A 22835-nucleotide genomic window follows, 5' to 3' on the forward strand; every position below is an offset into this window, starting at 1 on the left:
GAATCTCGACGTCGAGCAGGTCATCGTCGGTCGCGATGCGCTTGCGGCTGGTGCCGTTGCGATGGTTCGTGCGGCCTGCCGGCTTGGCATCGCCCTTCTCGTAGCCGAGGTGGTGGGTCAGTTCACCACCCAGCGCGCGTTCGAAGATTGCCTTCTTGAGCGCCGCAAGCTGCTCGTTGATCGTCGCCCGATCCAGCGTGCCGGGTACCAGTTGCTTGATTAGTTCCGGGTCCAGGTTCAAGCCCTTGCCCGGTTCAATCGTCACTTCTTCCTTGCGTTTGCGTGGCATAAAGTGGCTCCTTGGCCATCAGTTTATGCCTCACACACAAACATTCGGATAGGTTCGATCGGATGCGAGCCGTTCATGCGATCCAATAGGCCCGATAATCCATACGTTTCCGTGATTTATCGCCACCCATGCCAAACCAATCCCCGGTACGCAAAACCATCCTCCTCATCGGCGCTTCGGGCCTGCTGGGCCGCGCGGTTGCCGCCTCGCTGGCGCGCGAATCGTCGCTGACCCTGCTCGCCACCATCCGGAACCCGCAAACCGCCGGCGCCAAATTGCTCGCATTGCCATCCGAAAGCATTGCCGAACTGGATGTCCTCGACCAGCCATCCCTCGAACGCGTTTTTGAAACCTGCCGACCGGCAGCGGTGATTCTCTGCGCCGCCGAACGCCGCCCCGACGTCTGCGAACGCGACCCGGCCGCGGCCCGCGCAATCAACGTCACCGCACCGGCCCGCATCGGCGCGCTCGCCGCGCGATACGGCGCATGGACGCTCGGCATTTCGACCGACTACGTCTTCGACGGCCGGGCCGCGCCCTACGGCGAAGATGCCGTCCCGAATCCGCTGAACATCTACGGCCGCACCAAACTGGAAGGCGAGGCCGCGCTCCTCGCCGCGTCGCCGCTGTCGTGCGTGCTGCGCCTGCCGTTGCTCTTCGGCCCGGTCGCCGACTGGAGCGAGTCGGCCGTCACGAGCCTCGTGCCGGCCGTCGTCGCGTCGGCGCGGCCGGGCGCCGACGCGGTCGGCATGGACGCATGGGCGATCCGTTACCCGACCTATACGCCCGACGTCGCGCAGGTCATCCGTGACCTGACGTTGCGCCATCTCGCGGGTGAATCGGTGACGGGCATTCGCCATTGGTCGAGCGAGGAGCCGATGACGAAGTACGACATCGCGCGGCGAATCGCCGCCGCGCTCGGCATCGCCGCGTCGCTCGCGCCGATCGACCAGCCGACCGACGCGACGCCGCGCCCGTACGACTGCCATCTGGACGCCGCGCGCGTGCGCTCGCTCGGGATCGATTACGCGACGCCGTTCGATACGGCGCTGCGGGCCGTGCTGCGCGATGCGCCGCAGTCGCCGTAGGATCGACACCCCGGGCGGCTCGCGGCGTCCCGCCGACATCGACGAGCCGATCCGCCGAGGATCGTACAGCCGTTCAACGCCCACTCAGGAGCCCGGCTATGCAACTGAAATGGCTCGAAGACTTCGTCGAACTCGCGCGCACGCGCAGCTTCACGCGCGCAGCGGAAAACCGCTTCGTCACGCATCCGGCGTTCGGCCGCCGCATTCGCTCGCTCGAGGAATGGGTCGGCACGCGTCTGATTGCACGCACGAAGCCGCTCGAGTTGACCGCGGCCGGCACCGTGTTCCTCGACGCCGCGTCGAACGCGCTCGACATTCTGCACGGTGCACGCACGCAATTGCAGGAGGCGTCGCCGGTGCTGGAAAACACCCTCCGGATCGCGACCGGCCGCACGCTGTCGGCGACCTTCTTCCCCGACTGGTACGACGAGACGGTTGCGCGCGCAGGCTTTTTCACGGCGACCGTGTCGACCGGCAGTGCGGAGGAAGCGATCCTGCAGTTGACGGCCGGCGAGGCCGATATGCTGATCGTCTATTCGAGCCCGCACACGCGGCTGCTGATCGATCGCGACCGCTTCGACTGGCTGTCCGTCGCACGCGAGGTGCTGGTGCCCGTCAGCGCACTCGATGCGCGCGGCAGCGCGCGCTACCGGCTGCCGGCCGGGCAGGCGCCGGTGCCGTGGCTCGCGTTCGCCCGCACGCTGACGCTGCGCGCGGTGCTCGCGCGCCATCTCGCCGAAATGCCGAACCGTCCGACGCTGCGGCCCGTGTACCAGGCCGATTCGTACGAAGCAATCCTCGCGATGGCGCGGCGCGGGCTCGGCCTCGCGTGGCTGCCGCAGCGGCTCGTCGCGGACGACGTGCGGCGCGGCGAACTCGCGATCGTCGGCGGCGCCGACTGGCAGATCGGCTTCGACGTCGCGCTGTACCGGCGCCGGAACGAATCGCATCCGGTCCTCGACGCGATCTGGCGCACCGCGCCGTCCCGCGACGACGGCGGGGCGCCAGCCGGTTGAACCCGCCGGCGGCTCGCGCGGCGCGCGATGCGCCGATCAGCACGATTGCGTGCCGAAACGGCACGAACGCACGCGCCGCGGTGCCTACACTCCGCGCTTGACTGGCCCGAACGGCCGCCGGCAACCGCCGCGCGCCGTCTTTCACAATCCTGACGGCCAGCATCAATGGAGGAGCACAGGCATGACCCGCAACCCGCACGCCGCGCAGCCGGCCCCGCACAATCCGTGGCGCGAGATCTGCGCCGCGAGCATCGGCAACGCGCTGGAGTTCTACGACCTGCTGATCTACGGCTATTTCGCGATCGTCATCGGTCAGCTGTTTTTCCCGACGCACGACGCGGCCACCTCGCTGTTGCTGTCGGTCGGCACGTTCGGCATCTCGTTCGTCACGCGCCCGCTCGGTTCGATCGTGCTCGGCAGCTATGCGGACCGCGCGGGCCGCAAGGCCTCGCTAACGATCTCGATCGGGCTGATGATGCTCGGCACCGCGATGATTGCGTTCGCACCGACGTATGCGCAAATCGGCATCGCGTCGCCGCTGCTGATCATCGTCGCGCGGATGCTGCAGGGCTTCTCGACGGGCGGCGAATTCGGCGCGGCGACCGCGTTCATGGTCGAGCAGGCCGACGCGAAGCGGCGCGGCTTCTTCGCGAGCTGGCAGATGTCGACGCAAGGGCTCGCGACGGTGCTCGCAGCCGGCGTGTCCGCGCTGCTGAGCCTGCTGCTGACGGCCGATCAACTGCATGCCTGGGGCTGGCGCGTCGCATTCGCGGTCGGGCTGCTGATCGGCCCGGTCGGGCTGTACATCCGCCGCAACATCGACGAACCGGCCGATTTCCGCCGGCTCGGCGAGGCCGGGCGCGCGAAGTCGCCGCTGCGCGACGTGTTCGTGCGCGATCGCGCGAACATGCTGCTCGGCGCGGGCGTGGTCGCGACGGCCACGGCGTTCAACTACGTGCACAAGCTGTACATGCCGACGTATGCGGTGAAGCAGCTGCATATCCCGGCCACGTCGTCGTATCTCGGCGCGGTCGTCACGGGGGCGATGCTGATGATCGCGGCGCCCGTCGTCGGGCACCTGTCGGATCGGTTCGGCCGCATTCGCGTGATGCTGATCGCGCTGATCCTCGTCGGCGTGACGACGTGGCCGCTGTTCGTGATCCTGAACCGCTATCCGAGCGTCGAAACGCTGCTCGCGGTGCAGGCGCTGGTCGGCTTGCTGATCGCGGTGAGCCTTGCGCCGCTGCCGGCGCTGCTCGCGGACATCTTCCCGACCAGCACGCGCGGCACGGGCCTCGCGCTGTCGTACAACTTCTCGGTGACGCTGTTCGGCGGCTTCGCACCGCTGATCGTGACCTGGCTGATCGACGCGACGCACAACAAGCTGGCGCCGAGTTTCTACGTGATGGCGACGGCCGTGCTCGGCATCACGTCGGTGATTTCGCTCGGCCGCCGGATGCGCGGCGCGGCGGCCGGTGCCGCGACGACGACGCGCGCGACCGAGGCGTGATGCGCCACGCACGTACCCGATTCCGGCGTGACCGGCCCGCGCCGGCCGCGCCTTTTCCGAACCCTGACGAATCCTTCCGACATGACCACGCTTGAAGCCATCCGCGCCGCGCTGCCGGCCTATCCGATCGAAGTGGCCTTTCCCGACATCTCGCGCTGGCACGCGGGCAATACGGGCATCGACTATCTGCACACGTTCGACAGCGGCAAGCCCGGCAAGCACGTGATGATCCTCGCGCTGACGCACGGCAACGAAGTCAGCGGCGCGATCGCCGTGGACGCGCTGCTGGCGGCCGGCCTGCGGCCGGTCGCGGGCCGGCTGTCGCTCGGCTTCGGCAACGTCGGCGCGTACGAGCACTTCAGCGCGGAGAACGCCGACGCGACGCGCTACCTCGACGAAGACATGAACCGCGTGTGGACGCCGGCCGCGCTCGACGGCACGCGCGACAGCCGCGAGCTGGCGCGTGCGCGGGCGATGCGGCCGCTGCTCGACACGGTCGACCTGCTGCTCGACATTCATTCGATGCACGAAGCATCCGCGCCGCTGATGATGACGGGGCCGCTCGAGAAGGCGATCGCGCTGGCGGCCGCGCTCGGCACGCCGGAGCACGTGATCGTCGATCGCGGCCATGCGAACGGCACGCGGCTGCGCGACTACGGCGGCTTCGGCGATCCGGCGAGCGCGAAGAACGCGCTGCTGATCGAGACGGGGCAGCACTTCGCCGCGAGCGCGCGCGACGTTGCGCTCGACAGCGCCGCGCGCTTCCTGCTGCAGGCAGGCGTCGTCGCGCGCGACGATGTCGCGGCGTTCCTGACGCAAGCCGCGCCGGTCCGGCAGAAGTTCATCGAAATCACGGAGCCGGTCGTCGCGCGTTCGATGGATTTCCGGTTCTCGCAGCCGTTCACCGGGCTCGAAGTGATCGCGAAGGCAGGCACCGAGATCGCCCGCGACGGCGACGACGCAATCGTCACGCCGTACGACAACTGCGTGATCGTGCAGCCGTCGATGCGCCATCTCGGCGTGAACGTCACGATGATGCGGCTGGGGCGGCTGCTCGAACGCTGAGTCGGGCCGCCAGGCGCCGGCCCGTACCGGCAAGCTGTCGTCAAAACCGGCCCCGGACGGCGCACCGCGGCCGACCGCAGATGTCCGTCCCGGACGAGCCGGCGGAAATCGACGCGTGTGAGAGACGCCGAACGACCAACCCGTCCGGCGATCGAATTCGAAATTTGTCTAGTCATCCTTGAGATTCGGCCGCTCGAATTGCACCAAACGTGTGCCGGAATTCCCCGTAACGATGCACGCCGGACCCCTGAAATTAGGGGATTTCCCGCGTTTACCCGGTTTTTATTGATCGCCGCTTGTCTCGCTGTTTTTCTTCTTGCATGCTTGTATAGACAAATTCCTGAGGCGGCTTGCTGCACCGAAGGGATGGCGAACTTCAACGCAAGGAGAAATCTCGTGAACGGCAAGCGCATCAAGTGGGCAATCAGGGCGATCGGCGTCATCGCGGCCGCGGCGGCAACGCTTGCGGCACCGGTGCAGGCAAAGGAATGGAAGACGGTGACGGTCGCGCTGGAAGGCGGCTACGCGCCGTGGAACCTCACGCTGCCGGGCGGCAAGCTGGGCGGTTTCGAGCCGGAACTGCTCGCCAACGTGTGCGAGCGCGTCAAGGTGCAGTGCAACATGGTCGCGCAGGACTGGGACGGGATGATTCCCGGCCTGCAGGCCGGCAAGTTCGATGTCCTGATGGATGCGATTTCCATCACGCCGGAGCGTGAAAAGATCCTGCTGTTCTCGCGTCCGTACGCGGCGACGCCGGCGACGTTCGCCGTCACCGATACGAAGATCCTGCCGAAGGCCGCGCCCGGCGCGCCGATCGTCAAGCTCACGGGTGACGCCAACGCGGACAAGCCCACCGTCGACACGCTGCGCAAGCAATTGAAGGGCAAGACGATCGGTATCCAGTCGGGCACCGTCTACACGAAATTCATCAACGACAGCTTCAAGGACATCGCGTCGATTCGCGTGTACAAGACGTCGCCCGAACGCGATCTCGATCTGGTCGCCGGGCGCATCGATGCATCGTTCGACGACGTCACGTACTACGCGGCGAACAACGCGAAGAAGGACAACGCATCGATCGTGCTCGCGGGGCCGAAGCTCGGCGGCCCGATCTGGGGGCCGGGCGAGGGGCTCGCGTTTCGCAAGCAGGATGCCGACCTGAAGACGAAGTTCGATACGGCGATCGCCGCGGCGCTCGCGGACGGCACCGTGAAGAAGCTCGCCGACAAGTGGTTCAAGACCGACGTCACGCCGTAAGCGCGCGTTCGGGCGCCGCCGCGTAAGTCGCCTGACGACGCGCGGCGGCACGCATCCAGCGGATTCACTCAACGCATGCCGGGAGGCACGCATGGCGATTCTTGAAATGCTCGGCTTCGGATCCGAAGGCTGGGGCGGTGTGCTGCTGCTCGCCGCCCTGATGACGGTCGCGCTGACGCTTGCCGCGCTCGCGGTCGGCGCGGTGATCGGCGCGGCGATCGCGGCTGCGAAGCTGTCGCGCTACCGCACCGCCCGCCTGCTCGGCGATCTGTATACGACGGTATTTCGCGGCGTGCCCGAACTGCTCGTCATCTATCTGTTCTACTTCGGCGGTTCGACGCTCGTGACGACCGTCGGCCAGTGGTTCGGCGCGGAAGGTTTCATCGGCGTGCCGCCGTTCGTGATCGGCGCGCTCGCGGTCGGGATGATCTCGGGCGCCTATCAGGCCGAGGTATATCGCGCGGCGGTGCTCGCCGTGTCGAAAGGCGAGCTCGAAGCGGCGCGCGCGATCGGCATGCCGCGCGGCATGGTGCTGCGGCGCATCCTGGTTCCGCAGGTGCTGCGCTTCGCGCTGCCCGGTATCGGCAACGTGTGGCAACTGAGTCTCAAGGATTCCGCACTGATCTCGGTCACGGGTCTTGCCGAGCTGCTCCGCACGAGCCAGATCGCAGCCAGTTCGACTCACCAGTACTTCGTGTTCTTCGTCGCGGGCGGCGCGTTGTATCTGCTGATGACGGGCTTGTCGAACCGCGTGTTCAACCGGGCGGAAGCGATCGTCGGCCGGTCGTTCCGCCGCAATTTCGCGCGCAACTGACGGAGAACGAGCATGTCCATCGATTTCGCTTTTCTCCTCGATACGCTGCGCCAGCTGCTCGCGGCCGTGCCGACCACGCTCGGTCTGTTCTTCGCATCGCTCGTGCTCGGCGGCCTGCTGTCGCTCGTGATCGTCACGATGCGCGTGTCGCCGCGCTGGCTGCCGAACCGCTTCGCGCGTGCCTACATCCTCGTGTTTCGCGGCTCGCCGCTGCTGATCCAGATGTTCCTCGTGTATTACGGGCTCGGCCAGTTCGGCGTGATCCGCGAGAGCTTCATGTGGCCGGTGCTGCGCGAGCCGTACGTATGCGCGGTGCTGTCGCTTGCGCTGTGCACCGCCGGCTACACGGCCGAAATCCTGCGCGGCGGGTTGATGGCCGTACCGGTCGGGCAGATCGAGGCCGGGTATTCCATCGGCCTGTCGGGCTTCTCGCTGCTGCGGCGCGTGATCGGCCCGATCGCGCTGCGCCAGTGCCTGCCGGCGTACTCGACCGAGGCCGTGCTGCTCGTCAAGTCGACCGCGCTGGCGAGCCTCGTCACGGTGTGGGAAGTGACGGGCGTCGCGCAGCAGATCATCCAGCAAACCTACCGGACGACCGAGGTGTTCGTCTGCGCGGCCATCATCTACCTAGGCCTGAACTTCATCGTCGTGCGTCTGCTCGGCGCGCTCGAATGGCGGCTCTCCGGGCACCTGCGTGCGCCGAAGCCGTCCGGTGCGCCCGCCGCGGCGACGCGCAATCCTCAGCGCGCCGCATCCTGAGCGTCCCCGTCCTTTTGAAGAGAATCCGATGAACACCCCTGCTCCCGTTGCGCTGTCGGTCAGAAATATCCACAAGTCGTTCGGCGATCATCATGTGTTGAAGGGCATTTCGCTCGATGCGCACGAGGGTGACGTCATCTCGATCCTCGGCGCGAGCGGATCGGGCAAGAGCACGTTCCTGCGCTGCCTGAACCTGCTCGAGACGCCCGACGACGGCTCCGTCGCGCTCGCAGGCGAAGAACTGGCGATGAAGCGTGCACGCGACGGCAAGCTGCATCCGAGCGACCGGCGCCAGGTCGACCGGATCCGCTCGCAGCTCGGCATGGTGTTTCAGAACTTCAACCTGTGGTCCCACATGACGGTGCTCGACAACCTCGTCGAGGGGCCGCTGCGCGTGCAGAAGCGCAGTCGCGCGGAAGCGGTGGAGGAGGCCGAGGCGCTGCTCGCACGCGTCGGCCTCGCCGACAAGCGCGGCTACTATCCCGCGCACCTGTCGGGCGGCCAGCAGCAACGTGTCGCCATTGCCCGCGCGCTGGCGATGCATCCCAAGGTGATGCTGTTCGACGAACCGACGTCGGCGCTCGATCCCGAGCTGGTCGGCGAGGTGCTGCGCGTGATGCGCTCGCTGGCGGAGGAAGGGCGCACGATGCTGGTCGTCACGCATGAAATGGGGTTTGCACGCCACGTGTCGAATCGCGTGATGTTCCTGCATCAGGGTGAGGTCGATACGGACGGAACGCCCGACGAAGTGTTCGGCGGGCAGACCTCCGAGCGCTTCCGGCAATTCGTGTCGAGCCATCACGACCGCACCGCGAACTGAGGCTGCCATGACCGTATTCCGTGGGGCGCGGCCGCTCGACTGGCGACAGGTCGCGGCCGTGGCGGCCGGCGAGCCGCTGGCGTTGGCCGACGATGCGCGCGTGCGCGTCGTCGCCGCTCGCGAACTCGTCGACGAGATCGTCGCGCGCGGGATTCGCGCATACGGCGTCAATACCGGCGTCGGCGCGCTATGCGACGTGATCGTGTCGCCGGCACAGCAGAGCACGCTGTCGCACAACATCCTGATGAGTCACGCGGTGGGCGTCGGCATGCCGCTCGGTGCAGCCGAAACGCGCGCGATCATCGCGGCCGCGATCAACAACTATGCGCACGGGCATTCGGGCGTCCGCGCCGACGTCGTCGAACAGCTCGTCGCGCTGCTCGAGCACGATTGCCTCCCCGAAGTGCCGGCGCACGGCTCGGTCGGGTATCTGACCCACATGGCGCACGTCGCGCTCGTCTGCATCGGGCACGGCCATGCGCGCCATCGCGGCGAACGCCTGCGCGGCGACGAGGCACTGCGGCGCATCGGCCGCGAACCGCTGGTCCTCGGCGCGAAGGAAGGGCTGAGCCTGGTCAACGGGACGCCGTGCGTCACGGGGCTGGCGGCGTTTGCGCTGGCCCGCGCCGAACGGCTGCTCGACTGGGCCGACTGGATCGCGGCGATGAGCTTCGAGAACCTCGGCGGGCAACTCGCCGCATTCGATCCGGCTTCGCTCGCGCTGCGGATTTCGCCCGGTATCGGGCAGGTCGGCGCCCGTTTGCGTGCACTGCTGGCGGACAGCGGCATGCTTGCCGCGGCGAGCGGCCGGCATACGCAGGATCCGCTCAGCCTGCGCACGATTCCGCACGTGCATGGCGCGGCGCGCGACGTGTTCGACGTCACGGCAGAGGTCGTCGACCGCGAACTCGCGTCCGTCACCGACAATCCGATCGTGGCCGGCACGCGAGAGGCGCCGGCCGTGCATTCGCAGGCGCACGCGGTCGGCGCGGGCATCGCGCTCGCGATGGACAGCCTCGCGGCGGCGATGGCTCAGGTCGCGGCGATCGCCGAGCGGCGTCTCGACCGGCTCGTGAATCCGCTCGTCAGCGGGCTGCCGGCGTTTCTTGCCGCGCCGGGAGGCAGTTGTTCGGGGTTCATGATCGCGCAGTACACGGCGGTCGCGCTGGTCGCGCAGAATCAGCGGCTTGCCGCGCCGGCGAGCCTCGACGGCGGCATCACGTCGGGGCTGCAGGAAGATCACCTGTGTCATGCGACGCCGGCCGCGCTGAAGGCGCTCGACATCATCGAGAATACGACGCGCGTGCTCGCGATCGAGCTGCTGGCCGCCGCGCAGGCGTGCGACCTGCAGCCGGACGAAACGGGGCGGGCCGCGGCGACCGACGCGCTGTGGCGGCATGTGCGCGCACGCGTGCCGGCGTATCACGACGACCGGCCGCTCGCGGACGATATCGCGATCGCGACCGGCATCGTCGCCGGTGTGCCGCCGTCGTTGCAGTGACGACGATCGAGGACGGGCCGATCTCCCAACATTCATTCGGTCGAGGGCGCATGAGCGAAACGGAACGCAAACTTTCCGCGCGGCCGGCGAAGGCGTCGGCCGACACCGTGCCGGCGCGGGCATTGCCGGCCTATCAGCAGATCAAGCGCTACGTCGTCGAGCGGATCGCGAAGGGCGACTGGAAGCCCGGCGGCGCGATCCCGACCGAGGCCGAACTGGTCAAGGAATTCGGCGTGGCCCGGATGACGGTGTCGCGCGCGCTGCGCGAACTGACGGCCGAGCGCGTGCTGACGCGCATTCAAGGGGCCGGCACGTTCGTCGAGCGCCGGCATTACGAGTCGACGGTGCTGGAGATCCGCAACATCGCGGACGAGATCGCGGAGCGCGGCCATCGGCACAGTGCGCGCGTGCTGCTGATCGAGCGCAGCGTCGACCCGGACGCGATCGATGCGCTCGGGCTGCGCACCGGGCCCGTGTTTCATTCGCGCATCGTGCATTACGAGGAGGACGAACCGATCCAGTTCGAGGATCGCTACGTCAATCCGGCCTTGTTTCCCGCGTATCTGGAGCAGGACTTCACGATCGAGACGCCGAATCATTACATGGTGCGCCTGGCGCCGATCCAGCGTGCGGAGTTCCGGATCTACGCGGAGAAGCCCAATGCGCAGGTGCGTCGGCATCTCGTGATGGAAATCGGTGAGCCGTGCTTGCTGCTGCGACGCCGCACGTGGGTCGGCGAGCAGGTCGCCACGTCGGTCAGGCTGTGGCATCCGGCGTCGCGGTTTCATCTGGCGGGCAACATGTAGGGAAGCGAGATGGGTCAGCGCTGAGCGGACCGTTTGCCGCTTCAGTCGGCGATGGCCGGTGCCTCCGCATGGATCGGGATGGCGCAATGCCGTACCTGCATCGAAAGGCGATACACTGCGCGGGTTCCCGATTCGGTCGGGAGCGTCGGGCAAACGAGCGACCGCATCGCGGCGCCGGCGCGCATCGCGCATCGTCCGGCTCGATTTGACACCTGGCGTCGCCGGCCGTTAAAGTCGCCGACGCGGGGCGGTGGGTCAAGCACACGCCCGGAACAGGCAGCCGATGTTCCAGGACTACGGGGCTACCCCGTGGATCAGATCGATACGCCGATGCGTCGCAAGCGCGCAAGTTGCGCGTTGCGCAACGACGGCTCTCGCAGCACCAGCCACGTTGACTCATCGTCCCGCCTCCCTTTTCCCATGCACTCATCCCTGCGCGACACCACCCGCACGATTGCCGAGGCGATGCTCGCCGGTCCGCCCGAACGCGACGGCGTCGTCGCCCGGCTGGCCGCCGTGCTCGGCGAAGCGTCGCCGTGGACGCACGAATGCGCGAACCTCGCGCTCGCGCGCTTCGGCACGAACTGGGCCGATACCGATACCGACGTGCTCGCGGCGGTCCTGGCCGAGGCGCCCGCGTTCGTGCGCGCATGGTATGGCGACCGTCGGCCGGCGGTGATCCGCATCGTGCGGCGGCCGCTGGTCCAGCGACCGTTGCCGGCGCCGCTCGCCGGCTGCGACGTGCCGCAATGGCCAACGCCCGGCGATCTCGCCGGCTGGCTCGGCGTGAGCGCGCCGGAACTCGACTGGCTGTCCGATCACTGGCGCGTCGATGCGCGCGGCAGCGCGACGCCGCTGCATCACTACACGTACGTCGCGGTCGACAAGCGCAGCGGCGGGTGCCGCCTCGTCGAAATCCCGAAGGGGCGGCTGCGCGAAGCGCAGCGCCGCATCCTGCACGGGCTGCTCGATCGCATTGCGCCGCACGGCGCGGTACACGGTTTTCGCAAGGGGCACGGGATCGTGTCGTTCGCGGCGCCGCATGCGGATCGCGATGTGGTCGTGCGCTTCGATCTCGCGGATTTCTTCGTGTCGGTGCGCGCCGCGCGCGTGCATGCGTTGTTCGCGACGCTCGGGTATCCGGCCGAAGTCGCGCGTGCGCTCACCGGGCTGTGCACCAATCGCGTGCCGTCGGCGCGGCTGCTCGCGCCGGACCTGCGCGACCGGTTCGACTGGATCGGCCGCCAGCGCTACCGCGAACGGCATCTGCCGCAGGGTGCGCCGACGTCGCCGGCGCTCGCGAACCTGTGCGCGTTCCGGTTCGACATGCGGCTGGCCGCGCTCGCGCGTTCGCTCGATGCGACCTACACGCGCTATGCGGACGATCTCGCGTTTTCCGGCGGCGGCGCGCTCGCGCGCGACCTCGAGCGGTTGCAAGTCCGGGTCGCCGCGATCGCACTCGAGGAAGGCTTCGCGCTGCACTTGCGCAAGACGCGCGTGATGCGGCGCGGCACGCGCCAGCAACTGGCCGGCGTGGTCGTCAATCGTCATCCGAACCTGGCGCGCGACGCGTTCGATCACCTGAAGGCCATCCTGACCAACTGCATCCGGCGTGGCCCGGCGTCGCAGAATCGCGACGCGCATCCGGATTTCCGTGCGCATCTGGCCGGACGCGTCGCGCATGCGACCGCGCTGAATGCGGCACGCGGCGCGAAGCTGCGCGCGCTGTTCGACCGGATCGCGTGGGAAGCCGACGGCGCGGACAGCTGAACCGTCGGGCCCGCATCGACGCCGGCCGGCGACTTCTGCATCGCGACGCCGCGCACTGCTATCATTCGCGCCATGCCGCACCCGTGCCTGGTGCGGCGATCACCTGCCGCCGCCGTCCGCCCGGTGCATGCGTACGCGGCGTGCCGCCCATTGCCGGCCTGGTCCTGTCTGTCAGTGACGCACGACGTCGTTTAGTGCGCATCGCGCAAATCATGCCGGCTCAGGTGGACGATTCACCTATTTGACAGCCCCGATCGGCGGAACTTCGTGGTAGGTTCGGCCATCGGAGCTTTTTGCAAAAACATGCCCAAAGAGGATGAATACATGACCCAGGCCCTGCAGGAACTCGAAGCACAACTTCGGGACCTGAACATCAAGCTGTCAGAGGCGAAGCAGAAGGAGAAGCAAGCCGCGCTCGCGGCCTTCAAGGAACAGGTCGAGTTGTTGGGAATTTCGCAGCAGGAAGTGCTGAGCGCGCTCGGCTACATCGTTCAGCGCAAGCGCAAGGCGCCTGCCAAGTACTACGATCCGTCGACCGGCCGCTCATGGTCGGGGCGCGGCCCGCGGCCGAAATGGCTCGACGGCAAGGATCTCGAAGCGCTCGCCGTCGACCGCGAGGCCAAAACCTGGTGGCCGGGGGACGATCAGGGCTGAAGCCCGCGCCGCAGGGCCATCCGGCGCCGTTTGGTTCGCGCCGGCGGCTCGGCCGGCAATCCCCCGCCAGCCTGCAGTCTTGCATCCGGTGTCCGGCCTGATCGCGACATCGCCGGCCTTGCCGCCGCACCGGATCCCCGTTTCCCTTTCTCCTTTCCACGCGTTGCTCGCCAGCCGTCCGGCCAGCGCGGGCCGACGCGCGCGCCTCGGTCGTTCGCCGGCACAGGCCTTAGAATGTCGCCGGACATTCGTGGCAGGACACCATGGCAGCAAACATGAAATCTTCGGCGCTCGGCGGCCCGTCGGCCCCGCGCGTGGAGCAGGTCGGGGCGTACGCGTGGAAAGCGCTGGCCGGATCGGCGATCGGCTATGCGATGGACGGCTTCGACCTGCTGATCCTCGGCTTCATGCTGCCGGCGATCACGGCGGCGCTGCACCTCACACCCGGGCAGGGCGGCGCGCTGGTCACGTGGACGCTGATCGGCGCGGTCGCGGGCGGCATCGTATTCGGCGCGCTGAGCGACCGCTACGGGCGCGTGCGCGTGCTGACCTGGACGATCCTGCTGTTCGCGATCTTCACCGGCCTGTGCGCATTCGCGCAAGGCTTCCAGGATCTGCTCGTCTATCGCACCATCGCGGGCATCGGCCTCGGCGGCGAGTTCGGGATCGGCATGGCGCTCGCGGCCGAAGCGTGGCCGGCCGGCAAGCGCGCGCGCGTGTCGTGCTACGTCGCGCTCGGCTGGCAGGCCGGCGTGCTGCTGGCCGCGCTGCTGACGCCGTTTCTGTTGCTTCACATCGGCTGGCGCGGCATGTTCGTGGTCGGCGTGTTGCCGGCGCTGCTCGCCTGGGCGATGCGCAACAAGCTGCACGAGCCCGAAGCGTTCGTGCAGCGCGCGGCGCAGCCGAAGTCCAACGCCTTCCGCATGCTCGTCGCCGACGGCCGCACCGCGCGCACGAGCCTCGGCATCGTGATCCTGTGTTCGGTCCAGAATTTCGGCTACTACGGAATCGTGATCTGGCTGCCGACCTTCCTGTCGAAGCAGATGGGCTTCTCGCTGACGAAATCGGGACTGTGGACGGCGGCGACCGTCGTCGGGATGATGATCGGCGTCTGGGTGTTCGGCCAACTGGCCGACCGCATCGGCCGCAAGCCGACGTTCCTGCTGTACCAGCTCGGCTCGGTCGTGACGGTCGTCGCGTATGCACGGCTGTCGGACCCGACGGCGATGCTGTGGGCCGGCGCGCTGATGGGCATGTTCGTCAACGGGATGGTCGGCGGCTACGGGACGCTGATGTCGGAAGGCTATCCGACGGCCGCACGCGCGACCGCGCAGAACGTACTGTGGAACATCGGCCGCGCGGTCGGCGGCTTTGGTCCTGTCGCGGTCGGCGCGCTCGCCGCGCGCTACTCGTTCCAGACGGCCATCGCGCTGCTCGCCGGCCTCTACGTGCTCGACATGGTCGCGACGCTGTTCCTGATCCCCGAACTCAAGGGCGTCGAGCTCGAATGAGCGCGATGCGCGCCTGCGCCGCCACGATTTCACCGGAAACCACGATGCAACGGAACAACAGGACGATCGGCGTGATGGGCTCGGGCAAGGAGCCGTGGCTCGCGTTTTCGGAGCCGCTCGGCGCGTGGCTCGCGCAGGCCGGGTTCAACCTGCTGACGGGCGGCGGGCAGGGCGTGATGCTGGCGGTCGCGCGCGCGTTCGCCGGCGTGCCCGGTCGGGCTGGCCGATCGATCGGCATCCTGCCGACGCAGGCCGATCCGGTCGCGGGCTTCGTGCCGCTCGACGGCTATCCGCATCCGTTCGTCGACATTCCGGTCCTCACGCCGCTGCCGCGCCGGGAACCGGGCGCGGCTCCGGACACGATCAACCGCAACTATGTGAACGTGCTGAGCAGCGACCTGATCGTCGCGCTGCCGGGCGGGCACGGCACGGCCGAGGAAATTGCGCTCGCGCAGCGCTGGCGCAAGCCGCTCGTCTGCTTCGGGCCGGACGGGGCGTTTCGCTCGCTTGCCGCGGACGCGGTGTGCACGTCGTCGCTCGACGACGTGATCCGGTTCGTGGCAGACGCGTTTTCGGCGGAGCAGGCGCAGGCGCTGCGATAGGTCAGGTCGCGCGATCGGCTTCGATCGCAGGCGTTGCGGCCTCCACGCGCCACTGCCGGTGCTTAGCGCCGCCGGTCGTCCAGCAGGTCGAGCACCTGCGCCCAGTCGAACGGCAGCAGTGCGGCATAGTCGAGGCCACGTTCGGCCATCCTGTCGACGAACCGATCCTGCACGCGCGCGCACGCGTCGCTCATCTCCGGTGCGATGCCGCCTTCGCGTAGCGTTTCGGCTACTTCGCGCATTTCCGCCGCGCGCCGGCGGCCGTGCTCGGCAACGCGGCCGATCAGGTAGCCGGGCAGGTCGGGCGACGTCGCGAACCGGTCGAAGGTCTGCCGCAACGATGCGAGCACGAGCGCATCGGCCCCGTACGCGCGGGCGGCGCCCAGGCATTCGACGGTCAGCGCCTCGATGCCCTTGATCATCACGCTGCGGCACATCTTGGCCGCCGACGCGACGCCGACCCGGGGCGATACGGCCCGCGCGTTGAAGCCGAGCGCTTTCAGTTCGTGCGCGACCGCTTCGGCCTGCGGGCCGCCCAGCAGCATCGGCACCGCGAGCCCGTCAGGCGGCACGGGCGCCATCACGGCCGATTCGACATAGCGGCCGCCGGCGGCTTCGATCAGCCGCTGGCCGTGCAGCTTCAGCGCGGGCGACACCGAGTTGATGTCGATGAAGGTCTGGCCCGGCCGGATGCACGCGGCCACGGCTGCGGCGACGTCGGCATCGGACGATGCGGTGACGGCGGAGACGATCCACCGCGCATCGCGGATCGCGTCGGCGACGCTCGGCGCGGCCTGCACGTTCAGGCGTGCGGCCTTGTCGCGCATCGCCGGCGCGGCGCGCGCGTCGTCGAGTTGCCGGTCGTACATCGTCACGCGCAGATTCCGCGCGGCCAGCGCACCGCCGAGCAGGCCGCCGGCCTCGCCGAATCCGATGAACGCGAGCGTCGATTCGTTCATGCGTGTCGCTCCTTCAGAACCTGGGTCGGGCAAAAGCCGTGTCGCGCTCGCAACGTCGGTATCCGGGTCGTTGATGACGCTATCGAGAATCGACGCCGCGCCGATCGGCCGGTGCTGGATATTGTCGGCTGACGGCCGGCGCCCATGCAATGTGAACCCGCCGCTCCGGTCATGCGCTTTCTTTATCGCGCGACGGTTGCGTGCGGCGAGCGCGCGACTTCGGTCGCGACGATCCGGATCGCGTCGATCAGCGCACGCGCGGCCGGCGACGGCGGGCTGCCGGTGCGCGTCATCAGGCCGATATCGCGCGTCGTCTCGCGCATCGGCGCGACGTCGAGGACGGCCAGCAGCCCCGAGTCGCACTCGTAATGCAGCTGCTGCGCGGACAGTACCGCGAGCATGTCGGTGTGCAGCAGCAGGCCGCGGATTACGGCAAGGTCAGCCGATTCGACCGTCGGCATCGGCGGCTTGAGCTTCAGGCGACGGAACAGCGCGTCGAACAGGCCGCGCGCGGGGGCATGGCTGCGCGGCAGGATCCATTGCGCCGCGGCGAGGCTCTTGATGCCGAGGTTGCGCACGCCGGCGAGCGGATGATCGCGCCGCGCGAGCACGACGAGGTTCTCCGACATCAGGCGTTCGTTCTCGAGATCGCTCGTCGGGTCGCTGGCGCGCAGCGCGCCGAGGATGAAGTCGATATCGCCCGCGCGCACGCCGGCGACGAGCGCTTCATACGCGCTTTCGTCGGTGATCACGCGCACCTTCGGAAAGCGCGTGACGACGCGCGCGACGGCTTCGGGCAGGATCAGCGTGCGGCCGAGCGGCAGCGCGCCGACAGTCACGGTGCCCTGGATGCTGCCGTGCAGCGCGGCGACGTCGTCGGCGACGTGCCGCAATTCGTTCAGCGCGCGCCGCACGTGCAGCAGGAACGTCTCGCCGTCGGTCGTCAGCAGCAGGCCGCGCGGATGGCGATGGAACAGCGCGAACCCCGCGCCGCTCTCGAGGATCCGGATCGCGCTGCTGACGGCCGGCTGCGTGACGCCGAGCGTGCGCGCCGCGCTCGGCATGTGCCGGTGCCGCGCGAGCGTCGAGAACAGCTGAAGCCGTCGCGTGTTGAGCAGATACGCGGGTAGCCCGCCCTCGGCCGATGCGCGCCGTCGCGACTGGCGTAGCACGCACCAGTTCGCCAGCTCGCCGAGTTCGGCGAACACGCGCTCACCGCGCTTGAGCACTGCGCGCCCGACCGGTGTCGCAAGCATGCCGGATGGTTTCCGGTCGAACAGCGGCTCGCCGAGCGCCGTTTCGATTTCCTGCACGGCGCGCGTGACAGCAGACTGCGCGCGAAACAAGGTCGCGGCCGCGCGGCTCACGCTGCCCGCTTCGGACACGCGCTGCACCGCGTACAGGCCGGCGAGGTTCGGAAGGTCGCTGTTGTCCATGGGTCGGTCAGGTGCAGATGGGCCGCGTTGAATGCCGGCCGGCGCGCGGCGCGCCGGCGGCAGGTCGCTCGACTTTACCGGAACGGGGGTGCCGCAGCTTGCGTCGTGCTTATTCAGCTATCTGTTTTATTTATCGGGTTCGATTCGTCAGGACCGACGATGACGCTCGCGGAGCGGCGTGCGGCCGGGCGCGAGCGCCATATCCGGCGGGCTTCCAGGCCATCCGTCAGGTGAATGGCGTTGTTCCGGAATGCTTGAAGGTCCGGCCATTTCGACGGAATTTCAGGGTTTTCCCTGGCTACTGGGTCCGGCGGCCCCTTGCGTAATTTCGATCCCGGCAGCCGCATCGACGCAGTTTCCGGCGTGTCGGGCCGCCATCTGATTCATTGTTTGTCCGATTACCCCCGGGCGTTCCGCCGAGCGCGGTGCCCATTTGACGAGCGAGGCAGCGCAATGGGACGGCAGCATACGTTGGGAGCCGGCAAACCGGTGGGCGGCACGCAGGCTGACGCATCGCCGGGTCGTGCCGCCGTTGCGGCCACGGTGCGCGCGGGCATTCGCGGCGGCCTGACGGGCGCGGTGCTGATCTGGGTCTACGAGGCACTCGTGTGGGTCGGCGCGCAGCACCTGATGCCGCTTGCCGGCATCCCGCGCAACGCGACGGGGCTCGTGTTCGGCAAGGCCGTGCAGGACGCGCTCGGCATCGGGTCGTACTTCATCGGCACCGCGATTCACTTTGCGTTCGCGATCGCATGGGGCATCGTGTTCGCTGCGATCTGGCCGTGGTTCCGCCGGCGCGGTTTCGAAGCGACGTTCGTCGCGCTGTTCTTCGCGATCGTCGCGTGGATCGTGATGCACGCGCTGATCATGATCGCGTCGAGCAACCATCCGAACTACTTCGACCCGAACGTGATCATCGGCGGGTTCATGTCGCACTTTGTGTTTGCCGTCCCGCTCGCGCTGGTCGTCAAGCGCAGCCTCGCGCAGCAGCCGAACGGCCGCGCGTAGGCAGCCGCGGAGGCAGCGGGCGCGGCACGCATTCAATCTGTCGCGGCCGGCCGGGTGGGCCGGACCGCATTCGAGCATCACGAAGGAGCACTGGCATGGCACGGATTATCGGAGGCATCGCGGCCTCCCACACGCCCACGATCGGGTTCGCGTTCGACAAGAACAAGCGCGACGATCCGGTATGGGCACCGATCTTCGAGAACTTCGCGCCGCTGGCCGCGTGGCTCGCCGACAAGCGCCCCGATGTGCTGCTGTTCATCTACAACGACCATGTGACGTCGTTCTTCTTCGACCACTACTCGGCGTTCGCGCTCGGCGTCGGGCCGCAGTGGCGCCCGGCCGACGAAGGCGGTGGCGTGCGCGACCTGCCGCCGATCGCCGGCCATCCGGCGTTTGCCGCGCATGTCGGCCAGTCGCTGATGGCCGACGAGTTCGACATGTCGTTCTTCCAGAACAAGCCGCTCGATCACGGCTGCTTCTCGCCGCTGTCGGTGCTGTGCCCGCACCGGCCCGACTGGCCGGTGCGGCTCGTGCCGCTGCAGATGGGTGTGCTGCAGTTGCCGGTGCCGTCTGCACGCCGCTTCTACCGGCTCGGGCAGGCGCTGCGGCGCGCGATCGAAAGCTATCCGGAAGATTTGCGCGTCGCGATCGTCGCGACCGGCGGGCTGTCGCACCAGGTACATGGCGAGCGCTCGGGCTTCAATAACCCCGAATGGGACGCACGCTTTCTCGATCTGCTCGAACGCGATCCCGAACGCCTTGCCGGCATGCCGCTCGCCGAATACGCGACGCTCGGCGGTTACGAGGGGGCCGAGGTGGTGATGTGGCTCACGATGCGCGGCGCGTTGCCGGCCGGCGTGGTATGCCGGCATCGCGGCTATTACCTGCCATCGATGACGGGCATCGCGACGGCCGTCTACGAGCCGGCGGACACCGACATCGACACGGCGGCGGCCGAACGGCACCGGCAGCGGATCGCGGCCGAGCTCGCCGGCGTCGAGCAGTTGCCGGGAACCTATCCGTTCACGATCGCGAAGGCCGTCGACGCATACCGGATCAACGACTATCTGCACCGGATGATCGAACCCGCGCATCGTGCGCAGTTCCTGAGCGATCCAGAGGCGAGCTTCGACGCGGCCGGCCTCAGTGCGCAGGAGCGCGACCTGATCCGCCGGCGCGACTGGCCGGGGCTGCTGCGCTACGGCGTGATCTTCTTCCTGCTCGAAAAGCTCGGCGCGGTAACGGGCGTATCGAACCTGCATATCTACGCGGCGATGCGCGGCGAATCGCTGGAGGATTTCCAGCGGACGAGAAACGCGCCCGGCGCGCTGTATTCCGTCGCGGGCAAGAGCGCGGGGCCGCTCGGCTGGGATGGCGCGGAGAAGCAGGAAAACGCTTGACGGACGACGATCGCGCGCATCGCATCGCGCGCGATCATGCAGGCCAGTTCAGCGAGATATCGACGCATATAAATAGGATGACGAATCGATATGAAGGATCGTCGTCAAGGAGACAGGAGAGACATGATGGGAAGCGGAAAGACAATCGACATCAAGTCGTTCATCGACGACCGGCCGGTGACGCGCTATCAGTGGCTGCTGGTCGTGCTGTGCTGCCTCGTCGTGATCGCCGACGGGATGGACGTTGCGATCATGGGCTTCGTTGCGCCGTCGATCATCCATGACTGGGCGATCTCGCGGCCCCAGTTCGGCCTCGTGATGAGCGCGGCGCCGATCGGCCTCGTGATCGGCGCACTGGTGGCGGGCCCGAGCGCGGACCGGTTCGGGCGCAAGCGTGTGCTGATCGCGTCGGTGTTCCTGTTCGGGGTGTTCACGATCGTGACCGCACAGGCGCACTCGCCGTTCGAGATGGCGATGCTGCGGCTGCTGACGGGCATCGGCCTCGGCGCGGCGATGCCGAACACGACGACGCTGCTGTCGGAGTACGCGCCGAAGCGGATGCGCGCGCGGATGATCACCGTGATGTTCACGGGCTTCAACCTCGGCTCGGCGCTGATCGGCTTCGTCGCCGGCTGGCTGATTCCGGAGCACGGCTGGCGCTCGGTGCTGCTGTTCGGCGGCGTGCTGCCGCTGCTGCTGATTCCGCTGCAGCTGTGGCTGCTGCCCGAATCGGCACGGCTGCTGGCCGTGCGCGGCGCGCCGTCGCAGCGCATCGCCGCGTTGCTGAACCGCGTATGCGGCGGGCAGTTCAGCGGCAACGAGACGTTCGTGTCGAACGAGCCCCCGCTGCCGACGCGCAAGCCGATCGGCGTGCTGTTCTCGCAAGGCTACGGGTTCGTCACCGTGTCGCTGTGGATCACGTATTTCATGGGCCTGCTCGTGATCTACCTGCTGACGGGCTGGCTGCCGACGCTGATCAAGGACGCGGGCCTGTCCGTCAGCACGGCCGCGAACGTGACCGCGATGTTCCAGATCGGCGGCACGATCGGCGCGCTCGGTGTCGGCTGGCTGATGGACAAGGTGCGGCCGGCGCCGGTGATCGGCGTCGCGTATCTGGGCGGCGGGCTGTGCGTGGCCGTGCTCGCCTGGGCCGGTGCGCTGTCGTCGTCGCTCGCGCTGCTGGTGTTCGCGGCTGGCTTCTGCATGAGCGGCGCGCAGACGGGGCTGAACGCGTATGCGCCGGGCCGCTACCCGACCGTCGCACGGGCGACTGGCGTGAGCTGGATGCTCGGGATGGGGCGCTTCGGCAGCATCTTCGGCTCGGCGATCGGCGGCGCGCTGCTCGGGCTGGGCTGGAAGTTCGGCGCGATCCTGTCGATGCTCGCGGTGCCGGCCACGTTGGCCGCGATCGCGATCATGACGTCGCAGCGCGCGAGCGCGCCCGAACCGCAGGAACTGGAAAACCCGGCGCACTGACGCGGCCGCGCCGACGGAGCGCGGCTGTCGACAGGCGGCCGGACACGTCATTACACGCAGGAGCATGCATGATCATCGATATTCACGGCCACTACACGACCGCGCCGAAGGCGCTGGAGGCCTGGCGCAATCGCCAGGTCGCGGCGATCGACAGCCCGTCGGAGCGGCCGAAGGTTGCCGAGCTGAACATCGGCGACGACGAGCTGCGCGAATCGATCGAGCTCAACCAGCTTCGGCTGATGCGCGAGCGCGGCCTCGACCTGACGATCTTCAGCCCGCGCGCGAGCTTCATGGCGCATCACATCGGCGATTTCGCGGTGTCGAGCACGTGGGCGGCCGTCTGCAACGAACTCTGCCATCGCGTGCAGCGGCTGTTTCCCGACCATTTCGTGCCGGCCGCGATGCTGCCGCAGAGCCCGGGCGTCGATGTCGCGACCTGCATTCCGGAGCTCGTCCGCTGCGTCGAGGAATACGGCAATGTCGCGCTCAACCTGAACCCCGATCCGTCCGGCGGCCACTGGACCAGTCCGCCGCTGTCGGACCGCTACTGGTACCCGATCTACGAGAAGATGGTCGAGTACGACATTCCCGCGATGATCCACGTAAGCACGAGCTGCAACGCGTGCTTCCACACGACGGGCGCGCACTACTTGAACGCCGATACGACGGCCTTCATGCAGTGCCTGACCTCCGACCTGTTCCGCGATTTCCCGACGCTGCGCTTCGTGATTCCGCATGGCGGCGGCGCGGTGCCGTATCACTGGGGACGTTTTCGCGGGCTGGCGCAGGAACTGAAGAAGCCGCTGCTGAAGGATCACCTGCTGAACAACGTGTTCTTCGATACGTGCGTGTATCACCAGCCCGGCATCGACTTGCTGACCGGCGTGATTCCGGTGGACAACATCCTGTTCGCGAGCGAGATGATCGGCGCGGTGCGCGGGATCGATCCCGAGACCGGCCATTACTACGACGACACGAAGCGCTATATCGAAGCGTCGTCGCTCGATGCGCAGGCGCGGCACAAGATCTACGAAGGCAATGCGCGACGCGTGTATCCGCGTCTGGATGCGCAACTGAAAGCGAAGGGGCTTTGA

22 protein-coding genes are annotated in these 22835 nt (G+C 68.0%); 18 read left to right on the forward strand and 4 right to left on the reverse strand.

All coding sequences use genetic code 11. From position 1 onward, the window contains the following. The coding region (locus tag C4B30_RS00005) for a transposase (RefSeq protein WP_199779026.1) at nt 1-265 on the reverse strand (265 nt) is incomplete at its 3' end. Between the two features lie 152 nt (nt 266-417). On the opposite strand from C4B30_RS00005, the gene C4B30_RS00010 reads away from it, so the two are divergent. The 14 genes from C4B30_RS00010 (at nt 418) to C4B30_RS00080 (ending at nt 15462) form a co-directional block, all read left to right on the forward strand. After that, a complete protein-coding gene (locus C4B30_RS00010) occupies nt 418-1377 on the forward strand; it encodes a dTDP-4-dehydrorhamnose reductase family protein (protein WP_027786344.1) in 960 nt (319 codons plus the stop codon). Between the two features lie 98 nt (nt 1378-1475). Then, nucleotides 1476-2393 (forward strand): LysR family transcriptional regulator, encoded by a 918-nt coding sequence (locus tag C4B30_RS00015; RefSeq protein WP_027786345.1) that lies wholly within the window; start codon nt 1476-1478, stop codon nt 2391-2393. A gap of 181 nt (nt 2394-2574) precedes the next feature. Further along, the gene (locus C4B30_RS00020) at nt 2575-3903 is read left to right on the forward strand and encodes an MFS transporter (RefSeq protein ID WP_027786346.1); all 1329 of its coding nucleotides are present in this window, start codon (nt 2575-2577) and stop codon (nt 3901-3903) included. An 81-nt stretch (nt 3904-3984) separates the two neighbouring features. Beyond that, nucleotides 3985-4968, forward strand: coding sequence for a succinylglutamate desuccinylase/aspartoacylase domain-containing protein (locus C4B30_RS00025; RefSeq protein ID WP_027786347.1), 984 nt, complete (start codon nt 3985-3987; stop codon nt 4966-4968). 396 nt (nt 4969-5364) lie between these two features. Continuing rightward, nucleotides 5365-6225, forward strand: a complete 861-nt coding sequence (locus C4B30_RS00030) for a transporter substrate-binding domain-containing protein (RefSeq protein WP_027786348.1) — start codon at nt 5365-5367, stop codon at nt 6223-6225. Nucleotides 6226-6316: 91 nt separating this feature from the next. Next, nucleotides 6317-7039, forward strand: a complete 723-nt coding sequence (locus C4B30_RS00035) for an ABC transporter permease (RefSeq protein WP_027786349.1) — start codon at nt 6317-6319, stop codon at nt 7037-7039. Nucleotides 7040-7051: 12 nt separating this feature from the next. After that, nucleotides 7052-7798: an ABC transporter permease gene (locus C4B30_RS00040; protein WP_027786350.1), complete on the forward strand. Its 747-nt coding sequence runs from the start codon at nt 7052-7054 to the stop codon at nt 7796-7798. A gap of 28 nt (nt 7799-7826) precedes the next feature. Beyond that, the gene (locus C4B30_RS00045; protein ID WP_027786351.1) at nt 7827-8618 is read left to right on the forward strand and encodes an ABC transporter ATP-binding protein; all 792 of its coding nucleotides are present in this window, start codon (nt 7827-7829) and stop codon (nt 8616-8618) included. 7 nt (nt 8619-8625) lie between these two features. After that, entirely contained in the window at nt 8626-10119 is a 1494-nt protein-coding gene (locus C4B30_RS00050) for an HAL/PAL/TAL family ammonia-lyase (RefSeq protein ID WP_027786352.1), read from the forward strand. Nucleotides 10120-10169: 50 nt separating this feature from the next. Beyond that, nucleotides 10170-10925: a histidine utilization repressor gene (gene hutC, locus C4B30_RS00055; RefSeq protein WP_027786353.1), complete on the forward strand. Its 756-nt coding sequence runs from the start codon at nt 10170-10172 to the stop codon at nt 10923-10925. A 420-nt stretch (nt 10926-11345) separates the two neighbouring features. Beyond that, nucleotides 11346-12695, forward strand: a complete 1350-nt coding sequence (locus C4B30_RS00060) for a reverse transcriptase family protein (protein WP_027786354.1) — start codon at nt 11346-11348, stop codon at nt 12693-12695. 324 nt (nt 12696-13019) lie between these two features. Beyond that, entirely contained in the window at nt 13020-13349 is a 330-nt protein-coding gene (locus C4B30_RS00070; RefSeq protein WP_027786355.1) for an H-NS histone family protein, read from the forward strand. A gap of 263 nt (nt 13350-13612) precedes the next feature. Further along, the gene (locus C4B30_RS00075) at nt 13613-14860 is read left to right on the forward strand and encodes an MFS transporter (protein WP_027786356.1); all 1248 of its coding nucleotides are present in this window, start codon (nt 13613-13615) and stop codon (nt 14858-14860) included. Continuing rightward, a complete protein-coding gene (locus C4B30_RS00080; RefSeq protein ID WP_027786357.1) occupies nt 14857-15462 on the forward strand; it encodes a DNA-binding protein in 606 nt (201 codons plus the stop codon). The genes C4B30_RS00075 and C4B30_RS00080 overlap by 4 nt, the downstream gene beginning before the upstream one ends. 62 nt (nt 15463-15524) lie before the next feature. On the opposite strand, the gene C4B30_RS00085 is transcribed toward C4B30_RS00080, so the two are convergent. From C4B30_RS00085 to C4B30_RS35090, 3 genes are all read right to left on the reverse strand, one after another. Then, nucleotides 15525-16421 (reverse strand): NAD(P)-dependent oxidoreductase, encoded by an 897-nt coding sequence (locus C4B30_RS00085; protein ID WP_027786358.1) that lies wholly within the window; start codon nt 16419-16421, stop codon nt 15525-15527. A gap of 182 nt (nt 16422-16603) precedes the next feature. Next, nucleotides 16604-17857 (reverse strand): LysR family transcriptional regulator, encoded by a 1254-nt coding sequence (locus C4B30_RS00090; RefSeq protein WP_027786359.1) that lies wholly within the window; start codon nt 17855-17857, stop codon nt 16604-16606. Between the two features lie 113 nt (nt 17858-17970). Then, nucleotides 17971-18204, reverse strand: a complete 234-nt coding sequence (locus tag C4B30_RS35090; RefSeq protein WP_143751684.1) for a hypothetical protein — start codon at nt 18202-18204, stop codon at nt 17971-17973. Nucleotides 18205-18310: 106 nt separating this feature from the next. Here C4B30_RS35090 and C4B30_RS00095 point away from each other — a divergent pair, with 106 nt between their 5' ends. From C4B30_RS00095 to C4B30_RS00110, 4 genes are all read left to right on the forward strand, one after another. Then, nucleotides 18311-18865: a hypothetical protein gene (locus tag C4B30_RS00095; RefSeq protein WP_027786360.1), complete on the forward strand. Its 555-nt coding sequence runs from the start codon at nt 18311-18313 to the stop codon at nt 18863-18865. Between the two features lie 95 nt (nt 18866-18960). Beyond that, nucleotides 18961-20265 carry a gallate dioxygenase gene (locus tag C4B30_RS00100; RefSeq protein ID WP_027786361.1) on the forward strand — a complete coding sequence of 435 codons (1305 nt, stop codon included), beginning with the start codon at nt 18961-18963 and terminating at the stop codon, nt 20263-20265. 126 nt (nt 20266-20391) lie between these two features. Continuing rightward, nucleotides 20392-21741: an MFS transporter gene (locus C4B30_RS00105; protein WP_027786362.1), complete on the forward strand. Its 1350-nt coding sequence runs from the start codon at nt 20392-20394 to the stop codon at nt 21739-21741. Between the two features lie 68 nt (nt 21742-21809). Beyond that, on the forward strand, nt 21810-22835 hold the full coding sequence (locus C4B30_RS00110) for an amidohydrolase family protein (protein WP_027786363.1): 1026 nt from the start codon (nt 21810-21812) through the stop codon (nt 22833-22835).

This window comes from Burkholderia sp. BE12, assembly GCF_002959955.1.
In the GTDB taxonomy this organism is placed as follows: Bacteria; Pseudomonadota; Gammaproteobacteria; order Burkholderiales; family Burkholderiaceae; genus Burkholderia.

Excerpts from the sequence above, each read along its gene's own strand:
- C4B30_RS00010 (WP_027786344.1), top strand. The coding sequence starts at position 418 with ATGCCAAACCAATCCCCGGTACGCAAAACCATCCTCCTCATCGGCGCT.
- C4B30_RS00015 (WP_027786345.1), top strand. The coding sequence starts at position 1,476 with ATGCAACTGAAATGGCTCGAAGACTTCGTCGAACTCGCGCGCACGCGC.
- C4B30_RS00020 (WP_027786346.1), top strand. The coding sequence starts at position 2,575 with ATGACCCGCAACCCGCACGCCGCGCAGCCGGCCCCGCACAATCCGTGG.
- C4B30_RS00025 (WP_027786347.1), top strand. The coding sequence starts at position 3,985 with ATGACCACGCTTGAAGCCATCCGCGCCGCGCTGCCGGCCTATCCGATC.
- C4B30_RS00035 (WP_027786349.1), top strand. The coding sequence starts at position 6,317 with ATGGCGATTCTTGAAATGCTCGGCTTCGGATCCGAAGGCTGGGGCGGT.
- C4B30_RS00040 (WP_027786350.1), top strand. The coding sequence starts at position 7,052 with ATGTCCATCGATTTCGCTTTTCTCCTCGATACGCTGCGCCAGCTGCTC.
- C4B30_RS00045 (WP_027786351.1), top strand. The coding sequence starts at position 7,827 with ATGAACACCCCTGCTCCCGTTGCGCTGTCGGTCAGAAATATCCACAAG.
- C4B30_RS00050 (WP_027786352.1), top strand. The coding sequence starts at position 8,626 with ATGACCGTATTCCGTGGGGCGCGGCCGCTCGACTGGCGACAGGTCGCG.
- hutC (WP_027786353.1), top strand. The coding sequence starts at position 10,170 with ATGAGCGAAACGGAACGCAAACTTTCCGCGCGGCCGGCGAAGGCGTCG.
- C4B30_RS00060 (WP_027786354.1), top strand. The coding sequence starts at position 11,346 with ATGCACTCATCCCTGCGCGACACCACCCGCACGATTGCCGAGGCGATG.
- C4B30_RS00070 (WP_027786355.1), top strand. The coding sequence starts at position 13,020 with ATGACCCAGGCCCTGCAGGAACTCGAAGCACAACTTCGGGACCTGAAC.
- C4B30_RS00075 (WP_027786356.1), top strand. The coding sequence starts at position 13,613 with ATGGCAGCAAACATGAAATCTTCGGCGCTCGGCGGCCCGTCGGCCCCG.
- C4B30_RS00080 (WP_027786357.1), top strand. The coding sequence starts at position 14,857 with ATGAGCGCGATGCGCGCCTGCGCCGCCACGATTTCACCGGAAACCACG.
- C4B30_RS00085 (WP_027786358.1), bottom strand. The coding sequence starts at position 16,421 with ATGAACGAATCGACGCTCGCGTTCATCGGATTCGGCGAGGCCGGCGGC.
- C4B30_RS00090 (WP_027786359.1), bottom strand. The coding sequence starts at position 17,857 with ATGGACAACAGCGACCTTCCGAACCTCGCCGGCCTGTACGCGGTGCAG.
- C4B30_RS35090 (WP_143751684.1), bottom strand. The coding sequence starts at position 18,204 with ATGCGGCTGCCGGGATCGAAATTACGCAAGGGGCCGCCGGACCCAGTA.
- C4B30_RS00095 (WP_027786360.1), top strand. The coding sequence starts at position 18,311 with ATGGGACGGCAGCATACGTTGGGAGCCGGCAAACCGGTGGGCGGCACG.
- C4B30_RS00100 (WP_027786361.1), top strand. The coding sequence starts at position 18,961 with ATGGCACGGATTATCGGAGGCATCGCGGCCTCCCACACGCCCACGATC.
- C4B30_RS00105 (WP_027786362.1), top strand. The coding sequence starts at position 20,392 with ATGGGAAGCGGAAAGACAATCGACATCAAGTCGTTCATCGACGACCGG.
- C4B30_RS00110 (WP_027786363.1), top strand. The coding sequence starts at position 21,810 with ATGATCATCGATATTCACGGCCACTACACGACCGCGCCGAAGGCGCTG.